The sequence below is a fragment of the Paenibacillus sp. FSL R7-0302 genome (assembly GCF_038006885.1).
In the GTDB taxonomy this organism is placed as follows: Bacteria; Bacillota; Bacilli; order Paenibacillales; family Paenibacillaceae; genus Paenibacillus_AQ.
Genome location: NZ_JBBOWB010000001.1, coordinates 3533798 through 3548833 on the forward strand (window position 1 = coordinate 3533798; position 15036 = coordinate 3548833).

Below are 15036 nucleotides of genomic sequence, written 5' to 3' on the forward strand. Positions count from 1 at the left end.
TATTCCCGCCTATTTTCATTTTTAATCAATTAGCACCAGATAGATAATCCCACACATACCACGAGTCATCCGAGGTAATCACTATCGCTTCTAAACGGTGATCCCCGTCAATGTCTGCTAGCCGGTATAATTTTGAACCGACACCACCAAACCCCATAATCCAAGGTTCATAGCCTGTAAAGCTGGTTCCAGTTGATGATGCTACATACCAATTTCCGCTATTAATATTCACAGCATCCGCTTTTCCATCGCCATTCACATCGTCCAGAAGCTGATCTGCTGAACCAACGCCATGTCCTTCTATCCACTTTCTATACCCTTCAAAGCCCTTCCCATTAGATAATGCTAAGTACCAAGAACCTTCCTGCTCGTAAAATACAACGGCATCTGCTTTCCCATCCCCATTTACATCTGCCGGGAACTCTTTGCTAGCTCCTACACCGAATCCTTCAACCCATCTACTGTAGGCCTGAAATCCTTGACCTGAAGAAAGTGATACATACCAGCTTCCGCTATTTTCGATAACTGCATCTGCTTTGCCGTCTCCGTTCACATCTGCCAGAAATAAGCCACTGGCCCCAACTCCATGGCCGGATACCCATAATTTATAGCCTTCAAAACCGCTCCCATTGGACAATGCCACCTACCAGCTTCCGTAATTCACGATAACTGCATCCGCTTTACCATCTCCGTTCACATCCGCTAACAGTTGAGCATCCGATCCCACTCCGTGGCCGGTAACCCATCTCTGGTAACCCTTAATTCCTTGACCATTCGACAGAGCGACATACCACGATCCCGTATCCTTGAAAAAGAGAACGGCATCCGCCTTCCCATCACCATCCACATCAGATACAAACTGAGAGAAAATCTCTGATCCACCCTCCAGTGACCACTCCTTATAATTTTGGAAGCTCTGACCACTTGATAATGATGTGCTCCATTCTCCGCTCTCTTCATTGTAGTGAACAATATCTGTTTTGCGATCCCCATTAATATCAGCTAACCAATACACTTTTCTTCCCACGGCACCTTCTGTCGACCATTTATCATACGCTTTAAAGAAACTACCTCCTGACAAAGCTACATACCAATTCCCATTATTGACTATCACGGCATCTGCTTTGCCATCCCCGTTTACATCGGCCAGAAGCTGATCCGCTGAACCAACGCCATGGCCTTCTATCCACTTTTTGTAGCCTTCGAACCCCTTACCCGTTGATAGCGCTATGTACCATGAACCTTCCTGTTTGTAGAAAACAGCGGCATCCGCTTTACCATCCCCATTCACATCGGCGAGGAACTCTTTGGAAGCTCCTACACCGTATCCTTCAACCCATCTGCTGTAGGCCTGGAATCCTTGACCTGTAGAAAGGGATACATACCAGCTTCCGCTATTTTCGATAACTGCATCTGCTTTGCCGTCTCCATTCACATCAGCCAGGAACATACCACTAGCCCCAACTCCATGCCCAGCCACCCATAATTTATAACCTTCAAACCCACTGCCATTGGATAACGCTACATACCAACTTCCGTAATTTACGATAACCGCATCGGCTTTACCATCCCCATTCACGTCGGCCAAAAACTGGGCATCTGATCCCACGCCGTGGCCGGTAATCCATCTCTGGTAACCCTTAATTCCTTGACCATTCGACAGAGCGACATACCACGTTCCCGTATCCTTAAAAAAGAGAACCGCATCCGCCTTCCCATCACCATTCACATCATTGACGAATTGAGTATTGGAGCCAAGTCCGTTTCCCAACTGCCACTGTGTCAGGCTTCTCACTACCGAATTTCGGGTTACCAGGTTACCATTCAAGTCGTATTTGTTTTTGACAACTGCACTATGAGTTTGACTCTCCGTTAATCTACCAGAGGGGTCGTAGTTGTATATGGTTCCGCCTTTATCAACGATCCTGAACACTTCATCTACAGAAGCAGCCGAACCCTGTGAAGGCTTTATTATAAGAGACAAAAATACAATGATACAAATTAGAATCTTTAAATCCCTTCCAATCTTCATGTCATCCATTTCCCCCAATCCTTTATCATTTCACTAACGATTAACATTTACTGTAACTCCTCCAACAGGCCGGCTATTTCCGTTTCCATCACTGGCATAGAGATGTGTGATATAAATCCCAGTTTCATTCCCATGATTAGCAAAAGGAATCCGAACTTTCCATTTGGACGAACTCTCACGTTCTCCTTGATACCAAATGAGATCATCTTGGCCATTCTGATTCGTCCATGTTGGGAATTCCATGCGGGTTACGTTAGCGGGAATTCCATCAATAGAGACTTCATAGTAGCCCTCACCGAGCTTAGCAGTTGCTGGTGCTTTCACTATTTGTGAATTGGTCACATCATATTCCCAATCTCCAAGGAACTTGCCACTGGAATAGATATGAGTAATATACCTACCTGTCTCTGAATTGTGCCTGGAATACACAACTGTTGCTTTCCACACGCCATTCCCGACTTTCACGCCTTCAATCCACTCAATATCATCCTGATTATTGTTCGCCGTCCATGTTGGAAATTGGACACTCTGGATGGACGGATCTACTCCATAGATGAATACGTCATACGAAACACCGGACAGGTCGGTCTCCTTAGACCCTCCAGCGCCGCCTACCACATTGACTACTTTGCCGCCCAATCCTGTCTTGTTCCCATATCGGTCAAATGAATATATGTGTGTAATATAATTTCCCATTTCAAAATTGTGGTTACTGAATGGTATCTTAATTCTCCAAGATCCGTCTGCAAGTCTCTCACCTGTTATCCAGGGATTGACCAAGTCGTCTTGTCCCATATGCTCTGTCCACGTAGGGAAGCGCACCTCTTTGATACTCTCCGGTATACCACTAGCCTGCACAGTATAGAAACCGTCAGCCAGCGATGCTTGTACAGGTGCTGTAACCGTTACTCCGTTGTTCCTTACTTCTGCACCTACATCACTAACAATTTTCCCATCTGCATAAATATGTGTAATATATGTACCTGTCTCTCCACCATGTCTATTGAAAACTACAGTTCCTTTCCAGACTCCATCGGCCAGTTTCTCTCCTACGATCCACTCCACATCATCCTGGTCCTTCCAGGCAGTCCATGTTGGAAAGTGCACTTGCTGGACATTAGGCTGAACCCCGCGGATATAAATATCATAGGATACTGAAGATAGATCGAATATGTAGGGTGGTGCGGATGAATTCTCGCGGCTGCGCTTGATTAGATTTCCGTTAGCATCATATGTATATTGATTAATCGTGCGGTCCGGAAGAATCTCATTATCCAGCCGACCTTGATTATAGGTATAAATACGCTGTGGAGATGAACCAATGGCATCAACGACGATATGGTTTATACTGGACGCCTCAGCATAAGCAGATGAAGCAGCATATCCTAAAAACAGGATAAAGAGAAGGCAGGTATATTTAACAAGTTTCTCTATTTTCGTACTCACGATAGTACACGCTCCATTATTCACTATATTTCAATATCATTTGCTTCACATAAAAGGTACCGCTCCCGCCCGCTGCGGTTGCTTGTAATCCGACATGAACCCTCGCCCGCACAGCATCGGAGGGAGTTCTTTCGGTTAAAGCCAGCATAGAGAATTTCTGTAGGACCTCAACCGGGTATTCGGCATACTTCTCTGAGAGCAAGATATCATCACGATTAAAAAATTGTATAGCTAAAGCAACCTTTGTCTGCACCGTACTCTCAACTAAAATATTACCTTTAAATTCGACTAACTTATTTCCGCTTACCACTACATCTTGCAGCAGCCATGCTGCTCCGTTCTTTTTCATATTAGCGCTAGTGAACTTCTGTCCGTAGGTATTTGCTGTCTGAAGAGGGCTCACAACTTGAAAAGTATGATTCCCGGTGTCGGACCATGTCTGCCAGCTATCTGCCGCACCAACATTTGCCATGGAATTAGTATCAAAGCTTGGATTAGATAACATGTTCCTTTGAGGATCATGACTTAAAGCCATATGATCAACATAAATGGACCCGTTGCCTCCCTCAGCAATGGCTTGAATCCCAACATGCACTCTGGCTCTAACCGCATCCGATGGCGTTGTTGTATTTAGAGCTAACGTCATATACTTTTTGAGTATCCCTGTAGGATAGTCCACCGATTGCTGGGTTAAGAACTTATTCTTTTCATCAAAAAATTGGATAACGATATAGACTTTCGCGGACGTAAGCTGATCAACATATATGTTTCCGTTAGCTGAAATAGGGACGTTTGTTCCAACTACAACATCTTGAAATAACCAGCTGGCACCTCCAGACTTCATGGTTGGCGTTGTCAATTTCTGAGCTCTTACACCTGAAGTCACAGGAGAAGAAACTACCTGTAATAGACTTCCGCCTGAATCTGACCATCGTGACCAGCTTTCAGAGATTTCCTTTTGGCCGGATAGATTGTTTTCAAAGCTAGGGTTGTTTAATAGATTGCCTGCGGTATCATATCTGAATACCATGTTATCCACATAAAAAGCACCACTTCCTCCCCCTTCTTCCGTTCTGATTCCAACATGGACTCTCGCACGAACCGTCTGAGGTGGTGTGATATCCGTCAAGGATAAAGTCATATAACTATTTGAAAATCCCGAAGGGTAGTCAACTGTTTTTTGAGACAGCAGGGTATTGGCTGCATCGAAATACTGTATACATAAGGACACCTTGGCCTTGTTAATACTCTCGATACTGATATCCCCATTAAATAGAACAGGCAGGTTTCCCTTGACAGTGACATCTTGAAGTAACCATGCCGCCGTACCAAGTCTCATATTCGAGGCTGAAACTTTCTGTGCCACACTCGTAGACACTACTGACGCCGGGATTACTTGAAACAAGGCACTTCCGGTATCGCTCCATTTGTCCCAACCACTGGCTATGTCCGTGGCTCTACTGGCATTCAACTCAAAATTCGGATTGACAAGCATATTATTACTTCTAAACTTCCGCTTTACATTTCCGTTTAGATCATATTGATATTCCATAATCTCATTGGAGTGCAATGCTTCGTTTACTAATCTCCCGTTGGTATCATAATAGTAAGTCTTTCCTGCCGCTCCCACAGCCACAGTGTCGTTAATGAATAGTAATGAAATGATTAATAACGTTAAGTAGAATGTTATTTTAGTCTTGCTGCTCAGCATTATAATTCCCTCACTCTCTTTTCTCTAAGAACTTCCTCAACCATCATAAGGGAGTTGACCAACGTTGAGAATGGTTGTATTTTGTCGAATTGCAACTTGTTTTGTCGATTGAGTAATATTTCAGCCACATTTAGATTTTTCGGATCTTTGTAATGAGGAGTTCACTATTCCGATTCAAAAAAACCACATGGAGGAGATACTCCCATGTGGTTCGGTATTGAATTTAATTTATCCGTACATCTAAGCGAATATTTTTAGAGACTGAAGAAATATCTTATTGATTTTAATCATTCAATAATTCTCTAACTTCAGCAATCTCCTTTTTCAACTGACTTAATAATTCTTTATTGGAGGTAGATTCCTTATTTTTAAAATCTGTTTTACCTAGAAAAGCCATATAAATCCCAGCAATTTTACCACTTATATCCTCCTCATGGATTGAATGCTCTTGTTCAAAAAAGATATCTATTTCTTTTCTCAACGACTCGGAAAAACCAAAATTATCAATACAAATTTGGAGTGAGTCAATAATAAATAAAGCTTCGTCTCTGAAATCATTTTCCAATTTAAAATTTTCCGTTTCGGTTTTATCCATCTCGCACCCCATTATAAGAATTGAATTAAGTATTAGCATAATCATAATTATAATTTTTTTAATCATCTTTTCTTTCCCTTTATAGGAAATTTAATATCGATATCAGCAGCTTTGCGTATATGTATGACGAAGCCGGTCAACTGAAAAAGAGCACGATACAAGGGAAGATCAACAACGTCGACCAGAAGCTGGAGACCGTCATGGTAGCGGGGGATGGAAGTCCGCAGTCCAGTTACAGCTACACCTATGACAACAACGGAAACCGGGTCGCTGTCAGTGAATCTCGCAACGGAGGAGCTGCCCAAAGGACGAATTACGCCTACGATGCACTGAACCGGCTGATCTCGATCACCCGCCCGGGCTCGGGCCTTTAAACTGATATTGATCTCCCGAAGATGCTACTTTAACCTTTAGAGAACCACCTGTTTCATCTCGCTGCCACTTGTCACACCTATAAACAGGACTTTTTTACGTTTTTCAACTCCATCACTCTCCCACATTAACTTCCTCACCCATCATAAGGGAATTGACCTACGTTGAGAACGGTTGTATTTTGTCGAAATGAAATTTAATTTGTCGTTTACACAATAAATTAATCACAGTTTGGCTTTAATCAATACCGTGAGGAAGCTGAAGTTAATTAAATTGTAGAAAAAACCACATGGGAGTATACCCCCATGTAGTTCTGTGTTATATACATTCACTTTCCAATCTTTTAATAGAGGATGATTCACCAGCCCTTCGCAGATCACCTTACTCAAACTTGTAACGGTCCGATACAGTGCTTCAAATATGTTTGAAACCTCAGTCTTGATCAATACTATAGAGCTTGTTCTAATCCAATCAGTTCGAATAAATCAAGATAAGGAATAATATCTTCTCTAAATAATATTTTTGACTTCTATTGCTTATGTTATAATCGAGAGTTTTTCAACTCATCTAGTATTTCGATCATTGCTAAATGCCTAACTCATTGAGGTCTTTCATCTCGATTACTATCCGTGTGAGGCTACTATTTTTCTTCAACAGCTATCATCATTTTCGAACGTTCAAAGATGTTAACTAAGTACACTTTTCCTGCCTCCACTTCTGTATACCCTGGTAAAAGAGAATAAGTGTAGCCCTAGGATCACTATAAATCAACGGATTATTATGCACATACGTATACAAATTCTGACTCAGAGGATTATCAATCTGCCCCTCAACCGTAACCTAGTTTATAAAGCGAAGCTGTAAATAAAGCAGGTGGTAACTGAGAAGATATTCCCAATCACCACCCATTCAAATTTATCCCCATTGCAATTGAGCTATTAAGTCCTTCCAATTAAGCACCTGCACATAGAATATATCTTTTTCAGATGTTTCGTTAATTTCCTCTTTATAGATAAAATATTCCGGCTCTCCTTCTTGATTGTTTACTACTCTAAAATCGCTCCAATCTTTCTCATAGACATTTTTTAGTACAGCTCTTTCTTTTGTGGCCAAATTATAAAAAACAATCTCAGTTACATCAGGAATTCGATCTTCTGAAACAAAAATTACATATGAATCGTCTGCTGATAAAAAACGATGAAAATAAAATGGGTTTACCTTGAAACAAAAATCATTATCGAGTGTTGCTCTGTTTAATCTCCATACTTCACCACTAAGATAATCATTATCTAATAATAATCCGTCGTTATCTTCATCAACAATTTTTACATAATATAGATAATTTACTGTTAAATAAACATCATTAATATCAAATTCTCCACTTTTAATAATTTCTTTTTTCATATCGGTTTTAAGATTGACCATCCAAATCGATTTGGTCCTTATTTTGTCTTCATTATTTTCGATTACATTTCCATTGAAATCAATTTTCCTTATAGTATTCCTTGAAATAAAAAATTCATCATTAGAAAATGCAAGGAAATTGATTTCTTCTTCCATTGAAGTGGAGAAAACCTTTTTGTTCGTGCTGAGATTTGATATATTCATATTTTTTCCTCCTATGGGGCTAGTAAATTTGCGGGCAGAGTTGGCCACAATATAGGTATTAATGAAGGTAGGAGTCTTATTCCTCTATAAGCAAGATAACCTCCACCAACTACATACAAACCAGTTTCTGCGTTTCCTGGATTTATAGAGCTTGTAGGTGGAGTTGAGTTAACTTCGTTCCACTTAAACCTTGTTTTGTTTTCCATTTCTTTCTGTACCCATTTTGGTGGTGATCCAGGACTATTTCTATTAGCATCATGGATAGTTCCATCTAGATTGCGCGCCCATTCTTCCCCTTTGGGTCCGAAAATATGTCCATGTCTTTGAGTACCACTACCATCATTTTGTGCATCAACTCTCCCCTTATAACCTGCACTCAAATCTACATTTTTCCCAAAAATGTATCCCGCACTACTTGCAGCGTCAATCTGTGTTTGTGTTGGATTTTTAATTGTACTGAAATAATTAAATCTTATATTTTGAGCTGCACGGTGTATAGTAGTTTGTAACGCTATAATGTTCATCCTAGTTATATTACTGGTCGAACTATTATCTAATGATAAAAGTTGTCTCTGTAAATCTTCCCAACCAGCTGATAGAGGTGCAAGTTGATTAAGAACATGTTGAGGAAGTACATGATCGCTTTCCATACTATGACCAGATGGGTCTGAAAATATTAATGGGTTATTTCCCACATACGTATACAAATTCTGACTCAGCGGATTATCAATCTGCCCCTCATATGTATCCTCATTTAAAAACCGCCCCATGCTCGGGTCATAATAGCGGGCCCGCAGGTAATACAGCCCTGTCTCCTCGTCATAAACCTCTCCCGTATATTTGAAGGAATTAGAGGTTTTCTCGTCCTGGCTGGTGATGTTGCCCCATTCATCGTACACATAGTTGTTAACGACCTTGCCCGTGGTATCTACGATCTGTACCACATCACCATGTCCATTGTACAGGTAATAATAGTCTTTGACCGTGTTGTCCTTGACGTTCTTGTCCTTCTTCACTAACACCCGGTCGCCACGAACATAGTTCGCCCGCTCGACAAAATCGCCATTCACGAGTTTCTCTTCCGAGATGACTTGACCCTGGAAGTCGTAATTGACCTGAGTCTGGATATTCCCCTTAGTTTTCATGGAACGCATGCCATCGGCGTAGTACTGGAAGCTGGTACTGGCTCCGCCTTTGGTGACACTCGTTAAAGTATTCTGCAGATCATAGGTGTAGCTGGTATCCATAGAATCCAAGCTTACGGTGTTCGTATCAGACAACGTTAGGCGGTTGCCTCGCACATCATACGTATACGTCGTTTGGCCGCCGTCTGGGCGGCTGATGGAGATCAGCCGGTTCAGCGCGTCGTAGCTATAATTGGTTTTTTGAGCAGCGGCTCCGTTGCGTGATTCGCTGACGGAGATCCGGTTCCCGTTGTTGTCATAGCTGTAGGTGTAACTGGACAGGCTGCCGCTTCCCTTAGTATTTTCCATCGTTTCCGTCCAGCCGAGTACTTTGTTATACGTATATGTCGTTATTAACTGGCTTCCATCCATCAGTGTCGGATAGACAATCCGATGAATCTGGTTATTCGCATAATAACTGTACTGGGCATTTACAGAAGGGTCGCTATTTAGGGTCGAACTTCCATTCGTCTGAACTTTGTCCAGCCGTTCCTTCTGATATTGGTAATTCGCAGAGAAGCCCATATAGTTGTCTGTAATCTGTTTCATTCGTCCTAAGACATCGAGCTGGTTACCGATCCATGCCGTATGTGTACCCGATTTCGAATATACACTGCCTACCTGACCCAGACTGTTCTGGGTTTGGGTATGTGAAGCGGTCTGTACCCCATTGGTAAAGGTAAGGACTGTTTGTTTATCCGGGCTGCCATCGCCGAAAATCATTTTGGTTTCCTGTGTTTGCGCTACATTATTAATATTTCCTCGAATCGTGCTGATTTTCAACTGCCCGCCTTCATCGTATACATAATCGAATGAGCTGCCATTGCGGTCTGTTTTGGCGGCTAGTTGGCCCAGGCTATTATACGTGTAGTTCTCACTTTGCGAGACGCCGTCCTGCTTGACGCTAGGCAGACCCAATTCGTTAAAGCTCTTTGTATTTAGAGTTTGCGGAGTACCGCCTTTGGCTTGAATCGTGACCTTGGTGACTTGGCCGTTCCCGTCATAGCTGTAGTTCGTTGTCTGGTTCAAGGCATCCTTCAGGCTGGTTAACCGGCCTAAAGCATCATACGTGAAGGAGGTAGTTACCCCATCTTCATTCAGATTGTGGTTAGGGTCAGTATACCCTGTAACATTCCCCATAATATCGTACCGGTATGATTCGGCAATCCGTTGCTGATTGGCTGGCCAATCCTTGTAGGTAGCCGCTGAGAGCTTGTTCCCCCAAGGATCATAGCTCTGCTCTACGTAATTCAACACTTCTCCGTTAGAGTGATCCTTAATATAACTGCTGTTGGTACGTGTTTTGAAATTGTAGTCGCTGATCATCTGATCATTATTGGCATTGGTGGCACGGCTCTGCCTTCCCCAGCCATCATAGCTGGCGGTAAGCGTATTTCCCGCGGGATCGATAGAATATACCGGCCGGCTCCATTCATCATAATGGTATTGCGTTTGGGTATACCTTTCTACATTAGGATCATATCGTTCTTCGAGCAGAGCCTGTCCCAGTCCATTGTAAAACACAATACCGTACGTCTTGACAGTGTTTCCATTAGAAACTTGGGTCACACTGTGAATGGTGTCAACAACGAAACTTTTCGTTCCGGCGTTGACAGCATCATAGTTTGTTGAGACTTGATTATTTTTGTATTTATACTCCTCCGTCTCACTGTAGCTCACCCCGTTAGTATTCGTATAATTGGGTTTCGTAATCTTCAACAATCTGCCTAGCTCATCATAAGCATAACTTGTAGTTTGATTATTCCCATCCGTTTCACGAACAAGCTTGCCTAAGCCCAGATCATAACCCATTGTTTTGCTGATGATCTGCTGAGCCGGTTGACCAATATCAATATAATCCTCTTGCTTCGTCGGGTAAGCATACCCAGTATCTGCCCCATAAGTCGTTACGTTTTTACGGGCTATCTTTCCCCCCGCTGTCTTAAGAATCGCCGTCATCTTATGGAGGCTACCCGATCTATCCCCTGCGTTCTCATAGACATACTCTGTCGCTTCGCCCAGCGGATTCATCGTATTTTGTAATCTGCCTTGAGCAGTGTAACTATACGTTTGGCTTTTTGGAACGGAATCACTCTCATTTTGATACCTAGACTGCGAAGCGATAAAATGAAAGGTCGGATCATAGGTATAACGAGTCGTGTACTTTTCTTTTAGAGCCAGATCATTTCGCTGTATCACATTCAATGGAACCGTTTGAGAAGTGACATATCCTAAAGCATCATAGCTTATGTCTGTAAATAGTTGATTGGGATTGGGATCCGCGTCTCCTTGATACTCTAGCTGCTCTATTGATGTAGGGGTATACTTGAAATTGGGTTGGAATCCTGTGTATCGTTCCACCTTGCGTTCTCCTGCATTTGCTCCCGCAAGAATGGTTTTATCCACCGATACCATTTGCCGTTCATGATTATATGCGGTTGTCACTTTCTCGACTTGTTGTCCGGATTTGTCTAATTGAATGACCGCACTGGAGAAGGTATATCCATCAGGAAGTACCATTTCGTTTCCTTTTTCTACTAGTAATGCCGGAAAACCCGAATAATCCCCATCATATTCATAATTGATTCTATTGTTAATTTCTTGTACGCCATTTTGTTTTAAAATCACATCATACCGGCTCATAATTCGGCTTTGCTCGATTAACCCTTCATTCCCAAGATTATGCACCGCTTTCTCCGGTACATACACGGTCTCAGAGGTAGAATTATACTTTACTTTTGTTAAAATAAGATTGGCTGTATACGTCGAATACATGGACGGAATGCTACGATGATAATAATCAAAATTATACATGGCCCCCTGATAATTAAATTCTGTGACGACTTTCCCTTCTATATCAATTTTCGATAGGGCTGAAAGCATTTCTCCGGTTGAGGACATAAATAGATTATCTTGCGTATACTTGATCCTTTGCACGGCACGTTGGCCCGGATCTTTCACCGTAACAGTAAGAGACTCTAAAACTGGGTTTGCAGGTGTCGAGTATACATAGTCAAATTCAAGGGTTCGTCCGATCGTATCCGTTATTTTTTTTAGTGCCCGTTCTCCATTTGTCCCTTCTAACATACCGTACTCATAAGTTATCTTATTTCCAAATCGGTCTACTTTTTGGTACAACTCTCCGTAGTTACTCGGCCAAGTATCACGCATAGTATAGTATTCTCGTGAATGATCCGAACGCTCGACATAGAGTTCTTGATTCTGCGAAGAAAAATATACTTTAGTGTCTCCTTTTTGATAATCTTTTAAATTCAGAAGACTGTATCCATCTGCTCCAAATTCATTTGTTTGCCTAAGTTCATAATTTCCTCCTTCCCCATCATGATAATAGATCTGACTATTGTCCGTATCAACATAGGGAATTCGGAAGGACCATCCCAGACCCAACTGATTTCGCCTCAGATTATAATCATAAATTTCTCTGGTATTCACAGGAGTTCCATATTCATTGGTGGCATTAGGAAGATAAGGACTGGCTTGATTGGAACTGTATATGACCCCCAGATTCAAGTCAAGACCATCACGTCCAGGGAGTGAGATTTGATTACTTTTCCAGGTTAAGGTTCCTGTAGCCGGATCGATTGCTTCATTGGTTTCGTAATGATCAGAATATTGTTCTTTAAAGGTCTGATTAATCACTTTCATTCCATTGCCATTAAGTAGACTAGCAATATTCTGGTTTAGTTTATATAGAGCACGCTGGGGAAAAGCCAATTCTGACTCGCTATATACCGCATCGATAATGCTTGCTCGCTCTCTATGTAACGAGAAAATATCCGATTCTATTGGATATACGTCTTCTGTTACAGTTTTTGAACTGGAGGGACCGGACATCTTCGTTGTTAAACTGGCTTCAAGCTCAATCCAAGACATTGATTTCAGTTGTTGTTCTTCCCAAAGCTTCAGAGGGGGCATATCCAATAGATCTTGTAAAAAAGCGATCGCATACATATCTTTGATACGAGCACCGTCTGCAGCAAGTTCTTCGACAAGCTCTTTACTCAAATAAGGTTCTTGGATGCTACCAAACTGCTCACTATAATGAAGAGCGAGCAGGCGAAGCTCCGGCTCCTCTTCTAAGATGTTAAAAGGTTTAGGGGGAGTAGGATTTCCGTCTTCTGTTAGATATACATCTTTCATCACGGAAGACTCGGAAACGGTCTGCTTGTAGGAGAAATCACTCCGCTCTTTGTAATCTACTGAAGGTGCAGTTGGCTGAGGTTCAGGTCTTTTAGAAAACTCAGGACTTGGGGTAGCAGAGGGGGTGGGAACAGCAGCAACTTTTGAAACCGCAGGTGAATTTTGTACCATTTCAGCATATGCCGATCCCTGCAAGGACGGAAACGAGCTCAACACCAGAGCAATAGATAAAATAATGATCAACCAGCGATTGAATAGCGATTTAGTTCGCATGAACAGTTCTCCTGTCGTAATATATTTGATTAAGCTATTGCAAGATATAATTTATAGATGGATTCCATTTAGTAGCATCGTACCCATAGTTACCATTCTGGTTGACGATAAAATAGATGGAATCTCCCTTTGTCACATTAATATTCAAGTTCGTCGTCACTCCGATAGCATCATCGCCTTTTATACTTTGCCAGCCTGCTGAGGGCCAGACTTGAGTGCTATTCTTCATAATCTTCACGCGCACCCCGTCCCCTTCCAGGTTCACCGGGTGTTTAGCTGCTCTTCCTGCGATACGTATGGAACCCGTTTGAGGCGCAACCCATTTAAGCACAGCATCATTACCTTCCGGATGCATCCATTCCTTACTGACAATATTCCAGTTTTGTTCCCCTCTCCATCTTAATTCAGCCGGGTCCCTTGACATGTCTTTATACTGGGTTCCGTCCCACTGTTGGTAGTACCAGTTATTCTTTCCCTGTTCGGAGCCAAAAGCGGATGACATCTTTTCAATATATGTAATCGAGGGATTCCATGTAGTCCCATCATAGAGCTGATCACCATTCTGGTTGACGACAAAATAGAGGGAGTCCCCCTTTGTTACATTAATATTCATGTTCGCCGTCACTCCGATAGCATCATCGCCTTTTATACTTTGCCAACCTGCTGAGGGCCAGACTTGAGTGCTGTTCTTCATAATTTTCACGCGCACCCCATCCCCTTGCAGGTTAACCGGGTGTTTGGCTACCCTGCCTGCGATCCGTATGGAACCCGTTTGAGGCGCAACCCATCTAAGCACAGCGTCATTACCATCCGGATGCATCCATTCCTTGCTGACAATGTTCCAGATTTGCTCCCCTCTCCATCTTGCTTCCGCCGGGTCCCATGTCATGTCTTTATACTGGACTCCGTTCCATAGTTGATAGTACCAGTTGTTTCTTCCCTGCTCAGAGCCAAATGCAGTCGAAGCTTTTTCAATATATGTAATTGACGGTGACCATTTAGTGGCATCATATCCTATGGTTCCATTTTGATTAACAATGAAATAGATAGAGTCCCCATTGGTCACATTAATGTTTACGTCCGTGGTCACTCCGATGGCATCATCACCTCGTATACTTTGCCAACCTGCTGAGGGCCAGATTTGCGTACTGTTCTTCATAATCTTAACGCGCACCCCGTCACCTTCCAGGTTGAGCGGGTGTTTGGCTACTCTTCCTGCGATTCGTATGGACCCGGTTTGAGGTGCAACCCATTTAAGCACGGCGTCATTGCCGTCTGGATGCATCCATTCCTTGCTAACGATGTCCCAGTTTTGCTCCCCTCTCCATCTTGATTCAACCGGATCCCACTTCATATCCTTGTACTGTACTCCGTCCCATAGCTGGTAGTACCAGTTGTTCTCTCCTTGTTTGGAGCCAAAAGCAGTCTGTAATTCAAAATAGGGTTCTCCAAAATTCTTAGATGCTAGATTCCCGTTGTTATCGTAGAAGTAGCGTTCCGTCTCTCCGGTCAATTCGCTTTTTTGTGCCAATCTGCCATTCGCATCATAATAGTAGAAGGTAGCGGCAGACGCAGAATTCAAAATAGTGAAAGAAAACATTAAAAGAACGATTGTGAAAACAAATGGATTTGCAGATAAAGATTTACGCATTAG

At 42.4% G+C, this 15036-nt stretch carries 9 protein-coding genes; 1 reads left to right on the forward strand and 8 read right to left on the reverse strand.

From position 1 onward, the window contains the following. Positions 1-25: 25 nt before the first annotated feature. The 5 genes from MKY96_RS15550 to MKY96_RS15570 form a co-directional block, all read right to left on the reverse strand. Positions 26-643: an FG-GAP repeat domain-containing protein gene (locus MKY96_RS15550; protein WP_340941471.1), complete on the reverse strand. Its 618-nt coding sequence runs from the start codon at positions 641-643 to the stop codon at positions 26-28. Then, on the reverse strand, positions 644-2041 hold the full coding sequence (locus tag MKY96_RS15555; RefSeq protein ID WP_340941472.1) for an FG-GAP repeat domain-containing protein: 1398 nt from the start codon (positions 2039-2041) through the stop codon (positions 644-646). Positions 2042-2065: 24 nt separating this feature from the next. Continuing rightward, positions 2066-3478, reverse strand: coding sequence for a GBS Bsp-like repeat-containing protein (locus MKY96_RS15560; protein ID WP_340941473.1), 1413 nt, complete (start codon positions 3476-3478; stop codon positions 2066-2068). 16 nt (positions 3479-3494) lie between these two features. Next, a complete protein-coding gene (locus MKY96_RS15565; protein ID WP_340941474.1) occupies positions 3495-5189 on the reverse strand; it encodes a hypothetical protein in 1695 nt (564 codons plus the stop codon). 283 nt (positions 5190-5472) lie between these two features. After that, positions 5473-5784 carry a hypothetical protein gene (locus tag MKY96_RS15570; protein WP_340941475.1) on the reverse strand — a complete coding sequence of 104 codons (312 nt, stop codon included), beginning with the start codon at positions 5782-5784 and terminating at the stop codon, positions 5473-5475. 119 nt (positions 5785-5903) lie between these two features. Here MKY96_RS15570 and MKY96_RS15575 point away from each other — a divergent pair, with 119 nt between their 5' ends. Next, positions 5904-6158, forward strand: a complete 255-nt coding sequence (locus MKY96_RS15575; RefSeq protein WP_340941476.1) for a hypothetical protein — start codon at positions 5904-5906, stop codon at positions 6156-6158. A gap of 913 nt (positions 6159-7071) precedes the next feature. Here MKY96_RS15575 and MKY96_RS15580 read toward each other — a convergent pair. From MKY96_RS15580 to MKY96_RS15590, 3 genes are read right to left on the reverse strand one after another with little or no spacing between them, the layout of a single operon-like run. Then, positions 7072-7764, reverse strand: a complete 693-nt coding sequence (locus MKY96_RS15580) for a hypothetical protein (protein ID WP_340941477.1) — start codon at positions 7762-7764, stop codon at positions 7072-7074. Positions 7765-7775: 11 nt separating this feature from the next. Continuing rightward, on the reverse strand, positions 7776-13382 hold the full coding sequence (locus MKY96_RS15585; protein ID WP_340941478.1) for an RHS repeat-associated core domain-containing protein: 5607 nt from the start codon (positions 13380-13382) through the stop codon (positions 7776-7778). A gap of 34 nt (positions 13383-13416) precedes the next feature. Continuing rightward, complete coding sequence (locus tag MKY96_RS15590; RefSeq protein ID WP_340941479.1) at positions 13417-15033, reverse strand: RHS repeat domain-containing protein; 1617 nt, start codon at positions 15031-15033, stop codon at positions 13417-13419. Positions 15034-15036 lie beyond the last annotated feature (3 nt).

Bases quoted from the DNA above. Each gene is read 5' to 3' on its own strand.
- MKY96_RS15580 (WP_340941477.1), bottom strand. From the start codon at position 7,764: ATGAATATATCAAATCTCAGCACGAACAAAAAGGTTTTCTCCACTTCA.
- MKY96_RS15590 (WP_340941479.1), bottom strand. From the start codon at position 15,033: ATGCGTAAATCTTTATCTGCAAATCCATTTGTTTTCACAATCGTTCTT.
- MKY96_RS15575 (WP_340941476.1), top strand. From the start codon at position 5,904: ATGTATGACGAAGCCGGTCAACTGAAAAAGAGCACGATACAAGGGAAG.
- MKY96_RS15565 (WP_340941474.1), bottom strand. From the start codon at position 5,189: ATGCTGAGCAGCAAGACTAAAATAACATTCTACTTAACGTTATTAATC.
- MKY96_RS15555 (WP_340941472.1), bottom strand. From the start codon at position 2,041: ATGGATGACATGAAGATTGGAAGGGATTTAAAGATTCTAATTTGTATC.
- MKY96_RS15585 (WP_340941478.1), bottom strand. From the start codon at position 13,382: ATGCGAACTAAATCGCTATTCAATCGCTGGTTGATCATTATTTTATCT.
- MKY96_RS15570 (WP_340941475.1), bottom strand. From the start codon at position 5,784: ATGGATAAAACCGAAACGGAAAATTTTAAATTGGAAAATGATTTCAGA.